This window comes from Streptomyces sp. NPDC050997, from assembly GCF_040660135.1.
In the GTDB taxonomy this organism is placed as follows: Bacteria; Actinomycetota; Actinomycetes; order Streptomycetales; family Streptomycetaceae; genus Streptomyces.
In genome coordinates, this window is record NZ_JBFAGK010000007.1 from 352,166 (window position 1) to 373,328 (window position 21,163).

Consider the following 21,163-nt stretch of genomic DNA (forward strand, 5'->3'; position numbering starts at 1 on the left):
GGCAGGTCAGCGTCTATTATTTACGAGTAAAACACCTGCTAAACTTCTGCCTCATGAGCCGTGCGACCCCCACCCCCGACGCCCCGTCCGCCCGACGCCTCCCGCTGTCCGGCGTGCTGCGCCTCGGCCGGCCCTCCGACATCTGGTTCAAGCCCGCCCTGAGTGTGGTCGTCGCGGTCGCCCCGCCCAATCTGACCCTGCTGGTACTCGGCCGCCTCGACCTGGCGCTCTACACGATGGCCGGGTCCCTGTGCGCGCTGTACGCCCACAACCGCCCCTACGCCGCCAGAGCCCACGCCCTCGCCTGGGTCGTGCTCGGCATGCTCGGCGGTCTTGCCGCCGCCCTGGTCACGGCCTCGCTCACCTCCAGCGCCGTCGTCCTGGTGACCGTCGGCGCGGTCCTGGCCGCCCTACAGAAGACGCTGTGCGACGCCACCCGCACAGGGCCGCCCGGCAATGTGGTCCTCACCTTCATCAGTTCCGCCGCGCTGTTCGCTCCGCAGACCCTCGGCCAGGTCCCGGGCCACCTGGCGCTGGCCGCGGGGACGGGCGTCTGGGCCTGGCTCATCGGCATGGCGCCCGGGCTGCTGCGCCCGCACGGTCCCGAGCGCCGCGCCACCGCACACGCCCTGGACGCGGCGGCCGCCCACGCCGCCACCCGTGGCGTCGGCGACGGACACGCGAAGGCCCGCGCCGCCGCGGCCGCCGCCGTGCAGGCCGCCTGGCAGAGCCTGCTGTCCGCCGGCCCCCGCACGGCGACCCGGCGCGCCCTCGAACGGCTCGTCGTCCGCGCCGAGGTCGCCCTCGCCGCACCCGCCGACGCCGAGCCTCGGCGACTGCGCGCCTGGGCCCGCGCCCTGCGCGGCACCGGACCGGTCCCATCGGTGGGCGAGGGGCCGGCCGAGACCGACGAACTCCTCGGCGTCGACACCGAACTCGCCGCCCCCACCCGCCCCTGGTGGACCCGCCTCGGCCCGCTGACCCCGCTCGCCGTGCGCACCGCCCTCGGCTGTGCCCTCGCCGGCTACGCCTCCCTCGCCCTCGGTGTCGGCCGCCCCTACTGGGCCCTGGTCACGGCCGCCTCGCTCTACCAGGCGAACATCACCCTCACCTGGACCCGGGGAGTCCAACGCGTGGTCGGCAACCTCCTCGGCGTCCTCCTCTTCGCCGCGGTGGCTCCGCTCGCCCACCTCGGCCCGGCGGCGCTGGTCCTGTGCTGCCTCGCCTTCAACTTCGGAGCGGAGGCGCTGATCAGCCGCAACTACTGGCTCGGCAGCGTCTGCGTGACCCCGATGGCACTGCTCATCACCGAGTTCGCCGGCTACCAGCAGCCCGGACAGCTGATCGTCGAGCGAGCCGTGGACACCCTCGTCGGGGCGCTCGTCGGCCTCGCCGCGGCCGTCGCCGTCACCAACCGTCGCGCGGGCGACAGCGTCGGGCACGCGCTGACGGGCGTCGAGCGGGCCCGCGAACACGCCGCCCGGCTCCTGGCCGAGCCGCACCCCGCCCCGGGCGCCCTCGAAGCCGCCCGGCGCGGCCTCGCCGCCGCCCTGCTGGAACTGCGCGGCACGGTCGAGGCCGCGTCCGGCGAGTGGTGGCAGCGTGCCCTGCCGCACGAGAGGGTCGTGCACGCCGAACAGTCCGGACACCGTACGCTCGCGGCGACGGTTCGGCGCCAGGGGCTGCACCTGGACCGGCACACGGACACGACGGAGGGCGCACGGCCATGACGGTGACCGGCGGACGGCCGACCACGGCACAGGACGCGACCAGGAGCGACACGGTCGCCGCGGTCGTGGAGCAGTGGCAGGCCGTCCACCCCGACCTCGACACCGGCCCCATGGAGATCATCGGCCGAGTGACCCGCTGCGCCGCCCTCCTCCAACAGGCCGAGGACGCCCCGCTGCGCCGGGCCGGCCTCAGCCGCCCCGAGTTCGACCTGCTGGGCGCGCTGCGCCGCACCGGCCACGAGCTCACCCCCGGTGAACTGGTGCGCGAGACCTTCTCCTCGGGCGCCGCCGTCACCAAGCGCCTCAAGGCCCTGACCGAGCGTGGCCTGGTCGAGCGGCGCGGCGACACCCGCGACCGCCGCGTCGCCCACGTCCGCCTCACGGACGCCGGACGCGACCTGGTCGACGGCATCCTCCCCGAACAGCTCGCCTACGAGACCTCCGTACTGTCCGGAATCGACCCGGAACATCGGGACGAACTGTCCGCGCTGCTCGCCGGGTTGCTGAGCCGGCTGGAGGGCCGCCTGGGAGCGCCCCGCCCCTGAGCCCCTCCGGTGCCCTCCCGCTCCGCACGTTTCGTGGTCGGCGTGCCATTGACGCGGCCGACGCGACCTTCCTACGTTCGACCAGGCCGGTTCGGATCATCGACTGGCGTACGACATGCCGGACGAAGGATGATGCCGTGACAACTGAAGACCCCGCCGTCCCCGTTCCCGATCGAGGCACCGCCCTTTCTGATCGGCTCACCGTCATTCCCGACCGGCTCACCGTCGACCTCGGAGTCGAGACGGGCCCCTTCCACGGTGGCGCGAGCGGCACGCTCTACGGCCTGTACGGCGACGGAGTCCCCAGTCGCGCGGTCGTCGAGGGCATGTACGTCCGCACGGTCACGACCAAGGCCCAGGACGGCATCCAGCATCCGGGTGCCGACGCGCTGGAGATCCTCCCGTCCTTCGTCGCGGCGGGCGGCCAGGACGTGTACGTCTACCTGCCCGACCACTACCGGGGCTTCCCCTACGAGTGGCCCGGCGCCACCGGCGAGGAGCGGCTGGCCGGATTCCTTGAGGTCGTCCGCCGCCAGGTCGAGCACGTCCTGACCCTCGGCGCGTACCGGTCGCATGTCGTGTACGTGCCGTTCAACGAGCCCGAGGGCAACATGTTCGGCGAGGGGGAGTGGAGTTACGACCGGACCTCCTGGCGCACCGACCCGCGGCACTACTTCGCGGCCTGGCAGCAGGCGTACCACCTCATCAAGGGCCTCGACCCCCGGGCGCGGATCGCCGGACCCAACACCAGCATCCTGTACCCCGAGGTCCGAGACTTCCTTCAGTTCGCCAAGGCACAGGACGTGCTGCCCGACGTGATCACCTGGCACGAGCTGTCCTCGCCGGCCGAGGTCCGCACGAACGTCGCCAAGTACCGCGAGCTGGAACGGGAGTTGGGCATCGGCCCGCTGCCGGTCAACCTCAACGAGTACGCGCACAACTACCACGTCTCCGTCCCCGGCCAGATGGTGCAGTGGATCTCCGCGATAGAGGAGTCGAAGGTCGACGCCGACCTGGCGTACTGGAACATAGCGGGCAACCTCAACGACTCGGCCGTCGAGGCGGGCAAGGGCAACGGCCAGTGGTGGCTGTTCAACGCCTACGGGCAGCTGACCGGCAACACCGTCCGGGTCACCGCCCCGCATCCCAACGTGCAGTACACCCTCCAGGGCCTGGCCGCACTGGACCGGGTCAAGCGGCAGGCCCGGCTGCTGTTCGGGGGAGCGGGCGGCGCGGCCGACATCGTCTTCGAGGGCGTCGACCCCGACCTCTTCGGGACAGCCGTGCACCTACGGCTCCAGGAGATACCGTGGACGGGCCAAGTGGGCGTCTGCGCCCAGCCGTCACGGCTGCGGGACGAGGAACTGCCCGTCGTGGACGGCCGGGTGACCCTGTCGGTGTCCGATCTCGACGCGATGTCCGCCTACCAGGTCATCCTGGCGCCGGGCGGCAACGGAGCCCCGATCGCGCCGCCGCCGGCGGCGGGCACACGGCGGACGTACGAGGCCGAGGACGCCACGTACACGGGCGGTGGCTACTCCCGTAACGGACCCGAGGGATCTCCCGCCGACGTCGACCGGTTCGCCACCTCCGGCGGCTATCACGTGGGCGGTCTGCGCACAGGATCCGACGGTGTGCTCGCCTTCGACGTCGAGGCCCCGCGCGACGGCACCTACGAGATCCGGGTGTTCGCCAACTCCTACAACCAGGCCGAGCTGGTGCGCGAGCACGGGCCCACCAACGTCTTCCTCCGCGTGGACGGCGAGGACCCGCGCGAACTGCTGCTGCCGCTCGGCTACAAGTGGGCGGTGTGGGGCCACACCGACACCCGCGTCGAGCTGGCCGCGGGCAGCCACCGCGTCACCCTCGCGGCACGGGACCCCGAACTCGGCGTCACCAAGGGGGACGCCGTCGTCGACAAGCTGGACCTCGTACGGTGCGACGACGACGCCACCGCGCTGTACGAGGCCGAGTACGCCGCCCTCGGCGCCGGGGCGGCCGTCAGCTACGCGCACCGCGGGGCCTCGGGGCCGGGAGCCGCCGTGCTCCCCAGGGGCGGCACCGTCACCTTCTGGGTGCACGCCGACGAGGACGGCGAGGCGAGCGTCACCGTCGACGTACTCGGCCCCGGAGAGGGCCTGCTGAGCGTCAACGGCGAGGACGTCGGACGCGTCGAGCGGGGAGCCGTCCCGCTCTTCCTCACCGGGGGCGTCAACAAGCTCACGATCACCGGGAGTTCGGAGCGCATGGTCGTGGACCGGCTGCGCGTCGGCCCGTCGCGCGGCCTGCTGCCCAGCGCCGCGTACCCGGCCGAGGAGGGCCTGGTGACCGGCACCGCGAAGGTGACCGGATACTCGTACGCCACCGGCGGCAAGGCGGTCGACGGAATCGGCGGCGGCCTGGGCAACGCCCTCACGCTCACCGTGCCGGCCGCGCGGGCCGGACGCCACGCGCTGACCCTCCGCTACGCCAACGGCGAGCAGGCGCCCGCGACCCACTACAACCCGGACCCGGTCTGCCGCCACGCGGACGTCTCCGTCAACGGGGCCGCCCCGCACCGGGTCCTGTTCCCCACCACCTTCCACTTCAACAACTTCTGGAACCTCTCGGTCCCCGTCACCCTGGAGCCGGGCGCCAACACGATCACCCTCACCGCCGACGAACTCCCAAACTTCGACGGCGCGACACACAACCCGCACGGCCAGCGCTCCGCCCACGCCCCCGTCATCGACCAGGTGACGGTGACGCGGCTGTTCTGACGCCCGGTTCCGGTCACGCCGCTCCTCGGCGGCGTGACGACCGCCCGCGTCCTCCGCCTCAGTCCTCGTCCGCCGCGCGGTACACCCCGAACACCGCGCCCTGCGGGTCCCGCAGCACCGCGATGCGAGGGCCGGCCGGGACGGAGGCGGGTTCCATGAGGACGGTGCCGCCCGCCGAGGTCGCGGTACTCGCGGTGGTGTCCACGTCGTCGACCGCGAAGTACGGCAGCCAGTGCGGTGGCACCTCGGGCGGGAACCTGTCGTCCATCGTCACCATGCCGCCGAAGTCCGCGCCGTCGATGCCCCACTGCGTGTACTGCTCCGAGGCGTTGACGCTCCAGCCGAACACCGCCGTGTAGAAGGCCTCGGCCCGCTCGGGGGCCCGGGTCAGCAGCTCCACCCAGCCCAGTGCACCGGGCGCGTTGAACAGCCCGGCGCCCGGGAAGGAGCGGGCCTGCCACAGCTGGAAGGCCGCGCCGGCCGGATCGCGGGCCACCGCGAAACGGCCCACGTCGAACACGTCCATCGGGCCGACCAGGACCGTGCCGCCCGCCTCCGTCACCTCCCGGGCGGCGGCGTCGGCGTCCCGCACGGCGAACGACACGTTCCACGCGACCGGCTGCGACTCCTGGTACAGCGGGGTCAACGCGGCCACCGCGGCGTCGCCCAGGTGCGCGATCGTGTAGCCGCCCGCCTCCTGACGTGGATCCGTCTCGGGGCGCCAGCCGAACAGCTCCGTGTAGAAGCGCTTCGCCGCCTCCATGTCCCCGGTCCCCAGTTCGGTCCAGCAGGGGCCGCCGGTCACCGGCTTGTCGAGCTTCATGGCGTTCCTTCCGAGTGCCTTGGGACCGCAGGGGAGGAGCTCCCTCTCAGCACGCTATGCCCCGGCACCCGCCTCGGCCATCCGACCGACAGCGCCTGCGAACCGGCGACCTCAGATACCGGGCCGGTACCGCAGCGGATGGTCCGCCGGTACCTCCACCAGCACGATCCGCGTCCCGTCCGGATCGGCGATCCACATCTCGACCAGCCCCCACGGCTCCGTCACCGGGGGCCGCACGATCTCGACGCCCTTGCCCCGCAGCTCCTTGTGAGCCGCGGCCACGTCCGCGACCTGGAGCCACAGCCGCACCGCCGGCGACGGCGGTACCTCGGAGCGCCCGGACACCTCCAGGAACCCACCGCCGAGGAAGTAGACGGTGCCGCGCTCCGGCCCGTCCCCGAACTCGCGGTAGACGGAGAGCCCCAACTGCTCGCCGTAGAAGACACGGGACCGTTCAGGATCAGTGGGCCGCAGCAATGTCCGGCCGCTCAGTACGTGCACCATGTATGGGGAGCCTAGTGGCACCGCTCCGCGGCGTAACCTCATCGATGCCCGTGCCGTGCCCTGCCCCGAGAACCGGAGATCCGAGCCATGGAGACAGCTGCCACCCGACTGAGCTTCCGTGACGCCACCGACGCCGACGTGGACGTCCTGATCGCGTTGATCGAGTCGGCGTACCGCGGGGACTCCAGCCGTACCGGCTGGACCACCGAGGCGGACATCCTCGAAGGGCAGCGGACCGACGCGCAGGGCGTGCTGGATGTCATCAAGGCGGCCGACAGCCGACTGCTCACGGTCGAGCGCGAGGGCCAGGTCGTCGCCTGCTGCCAGCTCGAACACCGCGGCGACCACGCCTACTTCGGGATGTTCGCGGTCAGCCCCGCCGCGCAGGGCGGCGGCCTCGGCAAGGCGATCATCGCGGAGGCGGAGCGGCAGGCCCGCGCGACCTGGGGCGCCACCGAGATGCACATGACCGTGATCTCCGTACGCGACGACCTCATCGCCTGGTACGAGCGCCGCGGCTACCGCCGTACGGGAAGGATGACCCCCTTCCCGTACGGCGACGAGCGTTTCGGCATTCCGCAGCGCGACGACCTGCAGTTCGAGCTGCTGGTCAAGGAGCTCGCATAATCGTTACGGCGGTGGGCTGATCGTCACGCCGTGAAGCGGCCGGTGCGCCTGATCTCCGGATAGTCGGTGGTCGCGCCGTCCAGCTCCAGGGCCCGTACCAGCCGCAGTTGGTCCTGCGTGTTCACCACCCAGCCTATGATCCGCAGGTCGGCCTTGCGGGCGTTCTCGACGACCTCGAGGGTGAGACGGCGGATGTTGAGACAGACGGTCGTGGCACCGGCCTCGACCGCGCGTTCCACGATGTCGGTGCCGTAGCGGCTGCCGATCAGCGCGGTGCGTACGCCGGGCAGCAGCCGGGAGATCTCGGCGATCGCCTCGTCGTGGAACGAGGACACCTCCACGCGGGCGGTCAGGTTCCGCCGCTCCATGACCTCGGCGAGCGCGCGGGCGGCCGCCAGGTCCTTGATCTCGGCCTGCAGCGGCAGCCCTACGGCGTCCAGCACCTCCTCGAACACCGGGATCCGCTCGCCGAGCCCGGCGTCCAGCGCGCGCAGCTCGTCGAGGGTCTGCTCGGCGATCGGGCCGGTCCCGTCGGTCGTACGGTCCACGTCGGCGTCGTGCATGACCACAAGGGCGCGGTCCTTGCTCAGATGCAGATCGAGTTCGATGACGTCGAGACCGGCCTGTTCGGCGGCGACGAAGGACCGAAGGGTGTTCTCGGGTTCGACACCCATCACTCCGCGGTGACCGATGGTGAGGAAGTTCAACGTTCGACTCGCTTCCGTCGACTGCGGACTCGGCACGCCGCGCAGTCCGGGCGGACGGCTACGCGGGCAGATCCGCAGCCTAACGTCCCTGCCCCGCGATGAACCCACGCCTGCACGCGGAGCGGGCGTGCGATGCATAAGTAGCTTCCATCAGGGTATCCGACAGGAGAATATCCTGTGATGACGGGGGCAGGCAGGATAATCTCCCGAACTCTCGCTTGCTGACCGAAGTCATCTATGTATACGGTCTTCATACGCGAGGTTCTCCCGTGGAGGGTGAGACATGACGGAAATTCTTGTGCAGACGGCTTCGGGGGAACAGGTTCCTCCCGCGACCAGGGTGGTGGATCACCCGGCGTGGCCCGTGCTCAAGGATGCCGTGGAGCAGATCCGGCCATGGCAGTCCAAGGACGGGTCGATCGACTTCCAGACCGAGGGCGCCCCGGACCCGGCCGACGTCGAACGCGCCGTACGGCGGGTCGTCGACGCCGTCGAGGAGCTGTCGCCGCTGCTGGGGCACGACGCCGCGTACCACGAGGCCCTCGTCAAGGACCTGCGCCGCTGGTCCGACGGTGGCTTCCAGGTGCCGGACTTCCTCGACTCGCTGCTGGCCTTCCAGCCCGCCGCGAGCCGCGCGGACGGCCTTCAGCACATGGTCGTCTTCCCCATGTACACGCAGAACGGCAACCCGGACCGCAACCTCGAAGCGGTCGTGCTGCGCATGGTCTGGCCCGACTGGCTCGCCGAGCTGGAGCGCACCCGCTACGACAACCCGCTGTTCTGCGGCATCAAGTTCGAGGACTTCACCTCCGGATACGACACCAACTCGGCCGTCCTCTTCCCGGAGACCATCGCCGTGCGCGAGGCCCCCGAGCGGTTCAGCTGGGGCGGCATCTTCTGCGACCGCGAGGCCGCCCGCTTCCGCCGCGTGACCGCCGCCGCCGTCGACGTCCTGGGCCTGTCGCTGCCCGAGGACATCGCCGCGATGGTCCACGACCAGAAGCGCTGCGAGGAGGCCTTCGTGCTGTGGGACATGGTCCACGACCGCACCCACAGCCATGGGGACCTGCCCTTCGACCCGTTCATGATCAAGCAGCGCCAGCCGTTCTGGATGTACGGCCTCGAAGAGCTGCGCTGCGACCTCACCGCCTTCAGGGAGGCCGTGAAGCTGGCGGCCGACGGCGTCCCGCAGGCCCGTGACGTGCAGTACGCCGTGCTGTTCGACCGCATGTTCCGCTTCCCGGTCACCGGCGAGCGGGTGCGCAACTACGACGGCCTCGGCGGCCAGCTCCTCTTCGCCTACCTGCACCAGCACGACGTGGTCCGCTGGACCGACAACAAGCTGTTCATCGACTGGCAGCGCGCGCCCCAGGTCACCAACGAGCTGTGCGCCGACATCGAGAAGCTCTACCGGGACGGCATCGACCGGCCCAAGCTCGTCCACTGGTTCGCCGGATACGAGCTGGTCTCCACCTACCTCTCCCCGCACCCGGGATCCCGCTGGGCCAAGGGCCCCGACGCCCTCGATCTGATCCAGCCGCCGCGGAAACTCGTCGATGACGTGCTTCCGGACGAGTTTCCGCTGAGCATGTTCTATGAGGCCCTCTCCAAGAAGCTGAAGAAGGTGATCGCCTCGACCCGGGGCATCACCGCGGAGAGCGCCGAGCGGATCGCCGCGTGAGCGACCGCGAGACCAGGACCACTGCTCAGGAGGCGAAGAACATGGGGAACGGGGCTCTCAGCGGTGCGGTGATCGCGGTGGCCGGCGCGGGCGGACCCGCCGGGCGTGCGACGCTGCTCAGGCTCGCCGAGGCGGGGGCGACCGTCGTCGGCGCGGACAACGATCCCGAGCGGCTGGCGGAGGCCGTGGACGCGGCCCGCTACAGCGCAGGCGGCGCCACGGTCACCGGCGAGACGGTCGACCTGCTCGACCTGGACTCGACCCGGGAGTGGGCCGCCCATACCGAGAAGGAGTTCGGCCGGGTCGACGGCGTGGTCCACCTGGTCGGCGGCTGGCGAGGCAGCGAGACCTTCGCCAAGACCAACCTGCACGACTGGGACCTGCTGGAGATGCTGCTCATTCGCACCGTGCAGCACACCTCCCTCGCCTTCCACGAGGCGCTGCAGAGCAGCGACCGCGGCCGGTACGTCCTGATCAGCGCCGCCGGCGCCAGCAGGCCCACCGCGGGCAACGCCGCCTACGCGGCCGCCAAGGCCGCCGCCGAGGCGTGGACGCTCGCGCTCGCCGACTACTTCGCCAAGGCGGGCGCCGCCCAGGGGGCGCACGGGCCCACCTCCGGCGCTGCCATCCTGGTGGTGAAGGCGTTGGTGCACGACGCGATGCGCGCCGAGCGCCCCAACGCGAAGTTCGCGGGCTTCACGGACGTCAAGGACCTGGCCGAGGAGATCGTCGGCGTCTGGGAGAAGCCCGCCGCCGAAGTGAACGGAAAGCGTCTGTGGCTGACCGAGAAGCCGTGATCCGACAAGCCGTGAACCCCCCGAAGACCGACGCTCGCCGTCATCACGACCCGGAGGTCCGCGGTTTCGCCAGCGACAACTACGCCGGCGCCCACCCGGAGGTGATGGCCGCCCTGGCCCTGGCCAACGGCGGCCACCAGGTCGCGTACGGCGAGGACGACTACACCGAGAACCTCCAGAGCGTCGTCCGGAGCCACTTCGGCCCCACGGCACAGGCGTTCCCGGTCTTCAACGGCACCGGCGCCAACGTCGTCGCGCTCCAGGCGGTAACCGACCGCTGGGGTGCCGTGATCTGTGCCGAGAGCGCGCACATCAACGTCGACGAGGGCGGCGCTCCCGAGCGCATGGGCGGCCTCAAGCTGCTCACCGTGTCCACGCCCGACGGCAAGCTCACCCCCGAGCTGGTCGACAGGCAGGCCTGGGGCTGGGAGGACGAGCACCGTGCGATGCCGCAGGTCGTCTCGATCACCCAGAGCACCGAGCTCGGCACGCTCTACACACCGGACGAGATCCGCGCGATCTGCGACCACGCCCACGCGCACGGGATGAAGGTCCACCTGGACGGCTCGCGGATAGCCAACGCGGCGGCCTCCCTGAACGTGCCGATGCGGACGTTCACCAACGCGGTCGGCGTCGACATCCTCTCCCTGGGCGGCACGAAGAACGGCGCGCTGTTCGGTGAGGCGGTCGTCGTCATCGATCCGGACGCCGTGAGCCACATGAAGCACCTGCGCAAGCTGTCCATGCAGCTCGCCTCCAAGATGCGCTTCGTGTCGGTGCAGTTGGAGGCCCTGCTGGCCAAGGACCTGTGGCTGCGCAACGCCCGCCACGCCAACGAGATGGCCCAGCGGCTGGCCGAGGGAGTCGGCGCCGTGCACGGCGTCGAGATCCTCTACCCGGTGCAGGCCAACGGCGTCTTCGCCAAGCTCCCGAACGAGGTGAGCGAGCGCCTGCAGAAGCGGTTCCGCTTCTACTTCTGGGACGAGGCGACGGGCGTCGTGCGCTGGATGTGCGCCTTCGACACGACCGAGGACGACGTGGACGCGTTCGTCGCCGCGTTGAAGGAGGAGATGGCGCACTAGTCGTGCATAGATATGCGGTCACTCGAAAAGTCATTGACTGTCGAGTGATCGCTTTCCTATGCTCTGCGGGCATGGAGCTGATCCAGGAAACCCCCGACCTGTCCGCGTACTTGGCCGCCGACGAGGTCATCGACCACCATCATCCGCTGGTGCGGGAGACCGCCGCCCGCCTGGCCAAGGAGGCGGTGGGCTCGTATGCCTATGCACGTCTGGCCTTCGAGTTCGTGCGCGACGCCATTCCCCACTCGCAGGATTCCGCAGACCCGCGCGTCACCTGGCGGGCCTCCGACGTCCTGGAACAGGGCACCGGGATCTGCTACGCGAAGGCCCACGCGTTGACGGCCCTGCTGCGGGCCGAGGACATCCCGGCGGCGCTCTGTTATCAGCGCCTGCTGCAGGACGACGGCGTCGGCCACGCCGTGCACGGTCTGGTCGCCGTGCGCTTCAACGGGGCCTGGCACCGCCAGGATCCGCGCGGCAACAAGCCCGGCGTGGACGCCCGGTTCTCGCTCGACGGCGAACGGCTGGCCTGGATCCCCGACCCGAAGTCCGGCGAGGTGGACTATCCGGTCCTGTACGCCGAACCGCACCCGGCTGTTCTGGGCCCCCTGAAGGCCGCGCCGGACCGGCCCTCCCTGTGGAAGACGCTCCCCACGGCACTGCGAGGCGAGCGATGACTCCCAGGCCGGCTGCGGAGCGCGGGGCTCAGTGTGCCTCGGCCGCGCGGACCTCTTCCGGGGTCGGGGCGGTGCCGCCGAGGTGGGCCGGCATCCACCAGGTGTCGTTCGCGTCCTTGGGGCGCACCGGGTAGGCGCGCTGGGCGGCCTCCAGGAGTTCCTGCACGCGCTCCCGCAGCTGACGGGTGATCACGCCCGCGTACTTGTCGCGCGAGGCCTCGATCGCCTCGCCCACGCGGATGGTGATCGGGGTGTGGCTGCGCTTGAAGTTGCGCGGGTGACCCTTGGTCCACAGCCGCTGGGTGCCCCACACGGCCATCGGGATCAGCGGGACGCCCGCCTCCTGCGCCATGCGGGCGGCGCCCGTCTTGAAGGACTTGAGCGTGAAGGAGGGGGAGATGGTGGCCTCCGGGAAGACGCCCACGATCTCGCCGGACCGCAGCGAGTCCAGTGCGTGCGCGTACGCCGTCTCACCCTGCTTACGGTCCACCGGGATGTGCTTCATCCCGCGCATCAACGGGCCGGAGACCTTGTGACGGAACACGGACTCCTTCGCCATGAACCGCACGAGACGTTTCTGCGGAAGCGCCGCCATCCCGTCGAAGACGAAGTCCAGGTAGCTGATGTGATTGCTCACCAGCACGGCACCGCCCGAGCGCGGGATGTTTTCCGAACCCTTGCAGTCGATCTTGAGGTCCCACGCCTTGAACAGGGCCTGGGCGAAACCAACGACGGGACGGTAGACAAGCTCTGCCATGGACGGTGTGAGCCCTTCCTTCTCTGCCTGGGAAGGCGCCTCCAGGCGGAAAGTTACGCGGCCGTAGGTTTACGGCATCTCGCAGATCGTGCCCCAAGAACGGGCGGGGAGCCAGTCCTGGTGCCCGTCGGGCGCGAGATTCTCGTCACTTCTACGAAGTGATCCACCTCGGGCTTTTAAGTCGCCTTTACTCCGCGCGTACGGTCGCCCGCCGTACAAGCAGGTACATCTCACATCCGAGGCAGTAACCGAACGCGGCATTGAGGAACGCCGCCGCCAGCGCCGCGCCGGTCGCCGCGAGCCCCAGCCAGTCCGGTCCCAGCGTGTAGCCGACGAGGCCCACGCCCGCGAACAGGAGGCCCACCGCCTGCGCGAACCGGGGCGGCTCCGGCGCCTCGAACTCGGTCGGCGGCCCGAGCCGGGGCCGCACCGCCGCGCGGAAGACCCAGCCGTACGGCGAACGCCCCACGCCACCCGCCGCCCCCAGTGCGAACGCCAGCGTCTGCCAGGCCAGCAGCCACGCGCTGCCGGTGATCAGCACGGCCGCCAGCACGACGGTGGTCACGGCCGCGCCGAAGCGCGGCCCCCTTACATCGATGTCCATGGGAATCAAGCATTCCGCATCGGCGGCAGTTCAGGGGGGCGGGAATCTTTTCAGTCTCGTGAATGCTGATGCCGTCGATGACCGGACTGGTGGTGTGTGTGGCGGTGCTCGCCGCGGCGAGCGCCTACGGAGTGCTGCATCGGCGACGGAGCGGGAGGATACGAGTGCGCGGGCGCGACGACGGAAAGCGGCTCGGCGCGGCCGAACTGGGCGGGCGGCTCGGTGAGCGCGCCACCCTCGTCCAGTTCTCGAGCGCGTTCTGCGCCCCCTGCCGGGCGACCCGCCGAGTCCTCGGTGAGGTGGCCGACCTGGTCCCGGGGGTCACCCATGTCGAACTCGACGCCGAGGACAACCTCGACCTCGTGCGCGTCCTCGACATCCTCAAGACCCCGACCGTGCTGGTCCTGGACGCCGACGGCCGGATCGTCAGGCGTGCCGCCGGCCAGCCGCGCAAGGCCGACGTGATCGCCGCGTTGGGGGAGGCGGTGTGACACCGGTGACGGGGGCGGTGAGGCATCTCCCACATGCCGGTACGCACTTGACTGCGCCTACCACCTATCGTCAGCCTGACCGTATGCCTTCGGAACTCCTTCTCTTCGAGCGGGTCCACGTCGACCTGGCCCGCACCGCGAGCGCGCGCTGTCCGAGCTGTTGAGCAGCTACGGACGCCCAAGCCACTCCTCGCAGAAGGACACTTCCATGACGGCCACGCCCGAACTCGGCACCCCTCGGCTCGCCTCGCCCGACCTCCTGCGTTCCGTCTTCCGGCGGCACGCGGCGGGAGTCGCCGTGATCACCGCGCGCGGTGACGCCGGTCCGGTCGGCTTCACCGCCACCTCCCTCACCTCGGTCTCCGCCGAACCCCCGCTGCTCTCCTTCGGTATCGGCACCGGCGCGTCCAGTTGGCCCGCGGTGTCCGAGTCCGAACATGTCGGCGTGCACATACTCGGCGAGCACCAACAGGACCTGGCCGCCACCTTCGCGCGCAGCGGAGCCGACCGCTTCGGCGCGGCGACCGTCTGGGGCGAGGGCCCCGAGGGCGTGCCGGTCCTGGACGACGTTCTGGCCTGGCTGGTGTGCCGGGTCGTCACGCGGGTGCCGGCCGGCGACCACCGCATCGTGCTGGCCGAGGTCGTCCTCGGTGACCCCACCGGCCCCGGCCGTCCGCTCCTCTATCACCAGGGCCGCTTCCACGGGCTGAGCGACTGAATGGCCCGGCCGGCCCCGTCCGGTGCTGCGAAGGCGTCGAGTTCCGATTACGCTGCGTTGCGAAGGTCACAGTTCAAAGCGCTTGCTCAGCGGGAACGAACTAGGTGTACTGACGAGTAATATTTCGTTCGGAGCATGGGTAGCCCCGACCGGAATCGGCCGCTTGTGGCGCCTATGCTGCCCGCAAGAGGCAGCCGAAAAATGACGATGCAGTAGGAGAGCCGGCGTGAGCTTGAGGATCGTTGTCACCGTGAAGTACGTGCCCGACGCCACTGGCGACCGGCACTTCGCCGATGACCTGACCGTCGACCGGGACGACGTGGACGGTCTGCTCTCCGAACTGGACGAGTACGCGGTCGAGCAGGCGCTGCAGATCTCCGAGAACTCCGACGACGACGTCGAGGTCACCATCCTGACCGTCGGCCCCGAGGACGCCAAGGACGCGCTGCGCAAGGCGCTGTCCATGGGTGCCGACAAGGCGATCCACGTCGAGGACGACGACCTGCACGGCACCGACGCGATCGGCACCTCCCTGGTGCTGGCGAAGGCGGTCGAGAAGGCCGGCTACGACCTGGTGATCTCCGGCATGGCGTCCACCGACGGCACCATGGGTGTCGTACCCGCGCTGCTCGCCGAGCGTCTGGGCGTCCCGCAGGTGACCCTGCTGTCCGAGGTCTCCGTCGAGGGTGGCGCCACCGGAACGGTCAAGGGCCGCCGGGACGGCGACGCCGCGTCCGAGCAGCTGGAGGCCTCCCTGCCGGCCGTGGTGTCGGTCACCGACCAGTCGGGCGAGGCGCGTTACCCGTCCTTCAAGGGCATCATGGCGGCCAAGAAGAAGCCGGTCGAGTCCTGGGACCTGTCCGACCTGGACCTGGAGGCCGAGGAGGTCGGCCTGGAGGGCTCCTACACGGTCGTCGACTCCGCGACTGAGCGCCCGGCCCGCACGGCCGGCACGATCGTCAAGGACGAGGGCGAGGGCGGCAAGCAGCTCGCCGAGTTCCTCGCGAGCCAGAAGTTCATCTGAAGGTGGCGGCGCGGGCCGGTTGCAACACGACCCGCGCCTCGGAGTGCTGCAGGAGAGCAATCCCGTGACTCCGCCCCCGAAGGGGCTTCTCACTCGACTGTTGAGACAGCCTCGCGACGGACAAGCCCTGTCCGGTGCCTGAAAGGCACGGGCGTGAGCCTAGCAGTCCAACAAAACTTGCCCCGGCCGAAGTTCGGGGCTTTCGCCCAGGAGTAGCAATGGCTGAAGTTCTCGTCTACGTCGACCACGTGGACGGTGCCGTCCGCAAGCCCACCCTCGAGCTGCTGACCCTCGCCCGCCGCGTGGGCGAGCCGGTTGCGGTGGCACTGGGCGCCGGTGCCGCCGACACGGCCGCCACCCTCGCCGAGCACGGTGCCACCCGCGTTCTCACCCACGAGGCCGCCGAGTACGCCGACTACCTGGTCGTCCCGAAGGTCGACGCGCTGCAGGCCGCCGTCGCCGCGGTGTCCCCGGTCGCGGTGCTGGTGCCGTCCTCCGCGGAGGCCAAGGAGATCGCCGCCCGTCTGGCGCTGCGCGTCGGCTCGGGCATCATCACCGACGCCGTCGACCTGGAGGCCGGCGAGTCGGGCCCGGTGGCGACCCAGTCGGTGTTCGCCGCGTCCTTCACCACCAAGTCCCGTATCGCCAAGGGCACCCCGGTCATCACCGTCAAGCCCAACAGCGCCGCCGTGGAGGCCGCTCCGGCCGCCGGTGCCGTCGAGGCGCTGGACGTCACCTTCTCGGCGCAGGCCACCGGTACCAAGGTCACCGCGCGCACCCCGCGTGAGTCGACCGGCCGTCCGGAGCTGACCGAGGCCGCGATCGTGGTCTCCGGCGGCCGTGGAGTCAACGGCGCGGAGAACTTCGCGATCATCGAGGCGCTCGCCGACTCCCTCGGCGCGGCCGTCGGCGCCTCGCGTGCCGCGGTGGACGCCGGCTGGTACCCGCACACCAACCAGGTCGGCCAGACCGGCAAGAGCGTCTCGCCGCAGCTCTACATCGCCAACGGCATCTCCGGCGCCATCCAGCACCGGGCCGGCATGCAGACCTCGAAGACGATCGTGGCGGTCAACAAGGACGCCGAGGCCCCGATCTTCGACCTGGTCGACTACGGCGTGGTCGGCGACCTCTTCGACGTCGTCCCCGCGCTGACCGAGGAGATCAAGACCCGCAAGGGCTGATCCCCGTCAGTCAGGCTGTACGAGGCCCCCGCGACCGTCCCTGGTCGCGGGGGCCTCGGCTCATCCCAGGGTCAGCGACGCCTGCACCGGCAGGTGGTCGCTCGGGAACTGGCCGTCGCGCTCGAAGGTGTTGACCGACGCCCGGTGGGTCGTGACACCCGGCGTGGTGAGGATCCAGTCGATGCGGTCGCCGTCCGGCGTCAGCGGCTGGTAGCCGTGGAAGGTCGCGTAGAGCCTGCCGCGCTCGGCCGCCGTGTCCCAGGTGTCGACGAGTCCGGCGCCCAGGAGAGTGTCGTAGGCCTCGTTCTTGTGGGCCGCCGCGTTGAAATCGCCGGTCACGACGAACGGTAAGGACCGGTCGAGCTCCGCGATCCGGTCGCCGATGAGCGATGCGGAACGCACGCGCGCGTACTGGCTCACGTGGTCGAAGTGGGTGTTCAGGACGTAGAACTCCCGCCCTCTGTTGTGCAGATCGCTGAACCGGATCCAGGTGACGACGCGGGGGAGGCGGGCGCCCCAGGTGTTCGAGCCGATCACCCTCGGCGTGTCGGAGAGCCAGAAGGTGTCGTGCTCGGTCGGCGCCAGGCGCCGGGTGTCGTAGAAGATCGCCACGGCCTCGTCGTGGCTGCCGCCCTCGCGGCCGGTGCCGATCCAGTCCCAGTGCGGTCCGAGGTCGGAGTGGATGTCGAGCAACTGCTGGTAGAGGCCCTCCTGGGTGCCGATCACGTCGGGTGCCTCGCGGCGCAACAGCTCGCGCATCACCGGACGGCGGGCCGCCCAGCTGTTGGGCTCGGTGGTGCTGGCGAAGCGCAGATTGAACGTCATGACCTCCAGACGGCGGGTTCTCGGTTTGGCGGCCGAGGCCGGGACCGTGCCCAACAGCGGGACGGCGAGCACGGTGGCCACCGCCGATCTCATGCCCATGCGACGCGTCATGCTGGTCGTGTTCCCCATGTGTTTCCCTCCCCAGAGGTCAGGATGAAGGTGTGAGCCGAAGTGCGAAAGGGGGCACTGAGGTTATCGGCAGCGGGAGTGAACGCAGTGGGCCAGGACATGGGCAGGGTGTTGACCGGCGGGAAGCTTCATGGATAACTTCGCTCTTGGATTTTAGATTCCGCAGAGCGGAAAACAGGAGGGTGTGGGATGGGTCAGGGGCAGCAGGAGCAGGTGGCGACAAGCCTCGCGGGAGCCGTCAGCGAGGAGATCAGCGCCTCCCTCGCGCCGGTAGACGCCGAGCTGGAGCGCCGCTACCCCGGAGACCCCGGCACCCGCCAGCCCGTCCACACGGTCTATGTCCCCGGCGACGTCTTCGCCGCCGACACCATCCGCTCCTGGGGCGACGAGGCCCTGGCCGCCCTCGACGCACACGCCCCGGACGCCGAGTCCTTCGCCGCCGTCCTCGGTCTCTCCGACGAGCTCGCCGAGCCGGTGTACTCCCGGGTCCGCGCCAAGCTGGAGCAGGAGCCGATCGAAGACCTGCGCGTCGACTTCGAGGACGGCTACGGACCCCGCCCGGACGCCGAGGAGGACGAGACGGCGGCCCGCGCGGCGCGACTGATCGCCCGGGCGTACCAGGACGGCACGGCGGCCCCGTACATGGGCATCCGCATGAAGTGCATGGAGGCACCCGTCCGCGACCGCGGCATCCGCACCCTGGACATCTTCCTCACCGGACTGACGGAGGCCGGCCCTCTGCCCGACGGGCTGGTGCTGACGCTGCCGAAGGTGACGTACCCCGAGCAGGTCACCGCCATGGTGCGGCTCCTGGAGGCCTTCGAGAAGGCGCGCGGGCTGGAGCCGGGCCGGATCGGCTTCGAGATCCAGATCGAGACCAGCCAGTCCATCCTCGCCACCGACGGAACCGCCACGGTCGCCCGCCTGATCCAGGCCGCCGAGGGCCGCGCCACCGGCCTCCACTACGGCACCTTCGACTACAGCGCCTGTCTGGGGGTGTCCGCCGCCCACCAGGCCAGCGACCACCCGGCCGCCGACCACGCCAAGGCGATCATGCAGGTCGCGGCCGCGGGGACGGGCGTACGCGTGTCGGACGGCTCGACGAACGTCCTGCCGGTCGGTCCCACCGCGAAGGTCCACGACGCCTGGCGGCTGCACTACGGCCTCACCCGACGCGCCCTGGCCCGCGCCTACTACCAGGGCTGGGACATGCACCCCGGCCATATCCCCACCCGGTACGCGGCCGTCTTCGCCTTCTACCGGGAGGGCTTCGAACAGGCCGCCGCCCGTCTCACCCGCTACGCCAACCGCACCGGCGGCGACGTCATGGACGAGCCCGCCACCGCCAAGGCCCTCAGCGGCTACCTGCTGCGCGGCCTGGACTGCGGCGCTCTCGACATCGCCGAGGTCGCCCGCCGCAGCGGCCTGACCCGCGCGGACCTCGAGGGCTTCGCGGCACCGAGACGAGCCGACCTGACGGTCTCCGCGACGTAGCGGGCCTGTCACAGCCGCAAGCGTCGGCTGGCGTTGTCACCCCCGCCCCGTAGTCTGGACGTCATTCGCGGGCGTGGTCAGAGGAACGGGGCGACGGTGTCTTCGGGGGAGTACCAACAGGCGGACGAGGCCGGGAGGTTGCTGGCCGGGCGCTATCGCGTCGTGGCACAGCTCGGGCGTGGCGGCATGGGTGTGGTCTGGCGGGCCGTCGACGAAGTGCTGGGGCGTGAGGTCGCTGTCAAGGAACTGCGCACCTACACCGACACCGACGGGCCCGAACTCGCCGGTCTGCGGCTGCGGATGCAGCGGGAGGCCCGTGCGGCGGCCCGGGTGCGCCACCCCGCAGTGGTGGCCGTGCACGATGTGGCCGAGGTCGACGGCCGTCCGCTGATCGTCATGGAACTGGTGGACGGCCCGTCGCTGGACGACGTCCTGCGCGAGCGCGGCCCCCTCGACCCCCGCGAGGCGGCCGGTATCGGCGCCAAGGTGATGGACGCCCTCGCCGCCGCCCACCGCGCGGGCGTACTGCACCGGGACGTGAAGCCCGGCAACATCCTGCTCGACCGCTCGGGCCGCGTCGTCCTGACCGACTTCGGCATCGCGAAGCTGGAGGACCCGGGCGACGGATCGGCCACCCACCTCACCCGCAGCGGCGAACTCGTGGGTTCCCTGGACTATCTGGCCCCCGAGCGCGCCCAGGGCGCGGACCCGGGCCCCGCCTCCGACATCTGGGCCCTCGGTGCCACGCTGTTCGCGGCCGTCGAGGGTTCCGCGCCGTTCCGCCGTACGTCCACGTTCTCCACGCTCACCGCGATCGTGACCGAGCCGCTCCCGGAGCCCCACCGCGCCGGCCACCTCGGCCCGGTCCTCCGGCGCCTCCTCGACAAGCGTCCCGAGTCCCGCCCCGAGGCCGAGGAAGCCGGCGAACTGCTGCAGGCGGTGGCGGACACGGCCGGTACGGACATGCCGACGACGCGGCTGCGCGGTCCGGCGGATCCGGCACCGGCGCGGACGGAGACGGAGCGGGCGGAGACGGAGCGGACTGTGCCGGCGGTCCCGCCGGGGGACCAGGGGACCAGTCTCCCCGCGCCGGGCGCACCAGCGGGTCACGGTGAGCCGACGGACCACAGCGGTCAGCCAGGGGCGGCTGGTGAACCGGCGCCCACTCGGAAGGCCGAAGGCGCCGCGCAGGCCGGTCCCTCCGGCCAGGTCGGCCACATTGGTCACGCGGGCCCCGGGAACTCGACCGCGCCGCACCCGCACGGCTTCGACGCCCCCGTCCCCGCCGGATCGGACCCGGCAGCCACCGGCCCCATGCCCCCCTCCGGCCCCTCCCGTCGCAAGGGGCGTGTCCTGCTCGCCGCCGCGGCCGTGGCCGTCGCGCTCGTGGCCGCGGGGGCCACCGTCGCCGTGCTGGACGACACGGGCGACACCGCGGCCGATACCCGGCCTACGGCGTCCGTCACGTCCGGTGCCGCCTCCGCCGCGGCCGACCGTGCCGACGCCGAGGGTTCGGACGCCCCCGAGCCCACCGAGCAGGGCGACGGCAGCAGTCCCACCGCGACGAAGCCGCCCGGGGCCAAGCCCGACACGGACCCCGCGGACCGAGCCACCGCTTCGTCCCCGGCCAAGACCTCGGGCAGCGGCACCACCTGCCACTCCATCGGCGGCGGCAGATACAACTGCGAGGTCTGGCGCACCTCCGATTCGTACACCGCCTCCGGCACCAAGGTCGGCGTCCTCAAGGCGGGCACCAGCTACTTCTACTGCCAGCAGAACCTGGGCCGCCGCGAGACGTACGGCCGGTGGACCAACGTCTGGTGGGCGAAGACCGACGACGACAGCGGCAACACGAACGTCCACTTCAGCGCCGTCTACATCAGGGGCGGCGACAACGACTCCCCGATACCCGGACTCCCGGTCTGCTGAACGAGGACCGCTACACCGCAGGCGCGACGATCTCGCCGCGCCCACGGTCCGGCCGTACAGTCGCCGCCCGCGACATCGC

Annotated in this window: 20 protein-coding genes; 14 read left to right on the plus strand and 6 right to left on the minus strand. The window is 70.9% G+C overall.

Annotated features, from left to right (window positions below):
• Positions 1-53 precede the first annotated feature (53 nt).
• The 3 genes from AB0H86_RS18990 (at position 54) to AB0H86_RS19000 (ending at position 5,034) form a co-directional block, all read left to right on the plus strand.
• Positions 54-1,730, plus strand: a complete 1,677-nt coding sequence (locus AB0H86_RS18990) for an FUSC family protein (RefSeq protein WP_362439352.1) — start codon at positions 54-56, stop codon at positions 1,728-1,730.
• Positions 1,727-2,275: a MarR family transcriptional regulator gene (locus AB0H86_RS18995; protein ID WP_362439355.1), complete on the plus strand. Its 549-nt coding sequence runs from the start codon at positions 1,727-1,729 to the stop codon at positions 2,273-2,275. Before AB0H86_RS18990 ends, AB0H86_RS18995 begins: the two co-directional genes overlap by 4 nt.
• 206 nt (positions 2,276-2,481) lie before the next feature.
• Positions 2,482-5,034, plus strand: coding sequence for a cellulosome protein (locus AB0H86_RS19000; protein ID WP_362439721.1), 2,553 nt, complete (start codon positions 2,482-2,484; stop codon positions 5,032-5,034).
• 58 nt (positions 5,035-5,092) lie between these two features.
• Here AB0H86_RS19000 and AB0H86_RS19005 read toward each other — a convergent pair whose 3' ends face one another.
• Both AB0H86_RS19005 and AB0H86_RS19010 read right to left on the minus strand, forming a co-directional pair.
• Positions 5,093-5,857, minus strand: coding sequence for a VOC family protein (locus AB0H86_RS19005; RefSeq protein ID WP_362439358.1), 765 nt, complete (start codon positions 5,855-5,857; stop codon positions 5,093-5,095).
• Between the two features lie 111 nt (positions 5,858-5,968).
• Entirely contained in the window at positions 5,969-6,361 is a 393-nt protein-coding gene (locus AB0H86_RS19010; RefSeq protein WP_362439361.1) for a glyoxalase superfamily protein, read from the minus strand.
• Between the two features lie 87 nt (positions 6,362-6,448).
• Between AB0H86_RS19010 and AB0H86_RS19015 the strand changes: the two genes are divergently transcribed.
• Positions 6,449-6,988 carry a GNAT family N-acetyltransferase gene (locus AB0H86_RS19015; RefSeq protein ID WP_362439363.1) on the plus strand — a complete coding sequence of 180 codons (540 nt, stop codon included), beginning with the start codon at positions 6,449-6,451 and terminating at the stop codon, positions 6,986-6,988.
• A 23-nt stretch (positions 6,989-7,011) separates the two neighbouring features.
• Here AB0H86_RS19015 and AB0H86_RS19020 read toward each other — a convergent pair whose 3' ends face one another.
• Positions 7,012-7,695, minus strand: coding sequence for a glycerophosphodiester phosphodiesterase family protein (locus AB0H86_RS19020; protein ID WP_362439366.1), 684 nt, complete (start codon positions 7,693-7,695; stop codon positions 7,012-7,014).
• 283 nt (positions 7,696-7,978) lie between these two features.
• On the opposite strand from AB0H86_RS19020, the gene AB0H86_RS19025 reads away from it, so the two are divergent.
• The 4 genes from AB0H86_RS19025 (at position 7,979) to AB0H86_RS19040 (ending at position 11,932) form a co-directional block, all read left to right on the plus strand.
• Positions 7,979-9,376 (plus strand): DUF6421 family protein, encoded by a 1,398-nt coding sequence (locus AB0H86_RS19025; protein WP_362439369.1) that lies wholly within the window; start codon positions 7,979-7,981, stop codon positions 9,374-9,376.
• Positions 9,377-9,417: 41 nt separating this feature from the next.
• Entirely contained in the window at positions 9,418-10,173 is a 756-nt protein-coding gene (locus AB0H86_RS19030; RefSeq protein ID WP_362439724.1) for an SDR family NAD(P)-dependent oxidoreductase, read from the plus strand.
• An 11-nt stretch (positions 10,174-10,184) separates the two neighbouring features.
• Positions 10,185-11,255: a low specificity L-threonine aldolase gene (locus AB0H86_RS19035; protein WP_362439372.1), complete on the plus strand. Its 1,071-nt coding sequence runs from the start codon at positions 10,185-10,187 to the stop codon at positions 11,253-11,255.
• 71 nt (positions 11,256-11,326) lie between these two features.
• Complete coding sequence (locus AB0H86_RS19040) at positions 11,327-11,932, plus strand: transglutaminase family protein (RefSeq protein WP_362439375.1); 606 nt, start codon at positions 11,327-11,329, stop codon at positions 11,930-11,932.
• Positions 11,933-11,960: 28 nt separating this feature from the next.
• Here the strand turns inward: AB0H86_RS19040 and AB0H86_RS19045 are convergent, their stop codons facing one another.
• Both AB0H86_RS19045 and AB0H86_RS19050 read right to left on the minus strand, forming a co-directional pair.
• Positions 11,961-12,689: a lysophospholipid acyltransferase family protein gene (locus tag AB0H86_RS19045; protein WP_362439378.1), complete on the minus strand. Its 729-nt coding sequence runs from the start codon at positions 12,687-12,689 to the stop codon at positions 11,961-11,963.
• 187 nt (positions 12,690-12,876) lie between these two features.
• Entirely contained in the window at positions 12,877-13,293 is a 417-nt protein-coding gene (locus AB0H86_RS19050) for a DUF4395 domain-containing protein (protein WP_362439381.1), read from the minus strand.
• Between the two features lie 77 nt (positions 13,294-13,370).
• On the opposite strand from AB0H86_RS19050, the gene AB0H86_RS19055 reads away from it, so the two are divergent.
• The 4 genes from AB0H86_RS19055 (at position 13,371) to AB0H86_RS19070 (ending at position 16,707) form a co-directional block, all read left to right on the plus strand.
• A complete protein-coding gene (locus AB0H86_RS19055) occupies positions 13,371-13,784 on the plus strand; it encodes a thioredoxin family protein (RefSeq protein WP_362439727.1) in 414 nt (137 codons plus the stop codon).
• A gap of 208 nt (positions 13,785-13,992) precedes the next feature.
• A complete protein-coding gene (locus AB0H86_RS19060) occupies positions 13,993-14,502 on the plus strand; it encodes a flavin reductase family protein (RefSeq protein WP_362439384.1) in 510 nt (169 codons plus the stop codon).
• A 226-nt stretch (positions 14,503-14,728) separates the two neighbouring features.
• A complete protein-coding gene (locus AB0H86_RS19065; protein WP_362439387.1) occupies positions 14,729-15,526 on the plus strand; it encodes an electron transfer flavoprotein subunit beta/FixA family protein in 798 nt (265 codons plus the stop codon).
• 218 nt (positions 15,527-15,744) lie between these two features.
• Positions 15,745-16,707 (plus strand): electron transfer flavoprotein subunit alpha/FixB family protein, encoded by a 963-nt coding sequence (locus tag AB0H86_RS19070; RefSeq protein ID WP_362439390.1) that lies wholly within the window; start codon positions 15,745-15,747, stop codon positions 16,705-16,707.
• 60 nt (positions 16,708-16,767) lie between these two features.
• Here AB0H86_RS19070 and AB0H86_RS19075 read toward each other — a convergent pair whose 3' ends face one another.
• Complete coding sequence (locus tag AB0H86_RS19075) at positions 16,768-17,661, minus strand: endonuclease/exonuclease/phosphatase family protein (protein WP_362439393.1); 894 nt, start codon at positions 17,659-17,661, stop codon at positions 16,768-16,770.
• A 189-nt stretch (positions 17,662-17,850) separates the two neighbouring features.
• Here AB0H86_RS19075 and AB0H86_RS19080 point away from each other — a divergent pair, with 189 nt between their 5' ends.
• A complete protein-coding gene (locus AB0H86_RS19080) occupies positions 17,851-19,155 on the plus strand; it encodes an aldolase/citrate lyase family protein (RefSeq protein ID WP_362439396.1) in 1,305 nt (434 codons plus the stop codon).
• A gap of 96 nt (positions 19,156-19,251) precedes the next feature.
• The gene (locus tag AB0H86_RS19085; protein ID WP_362439399.1) at positions 19,252-21,084 is read left to right on the plus strand and encodes a protein kinase; all 1,833 of its coding nucleotides are present in this window, start codon (positions 19,252-19,254) and stop codon (positions 21,082-21,084) included.
• The last annotated feature ends 79 nt before the right edge of the window (positions 21,085-21,163 follow it).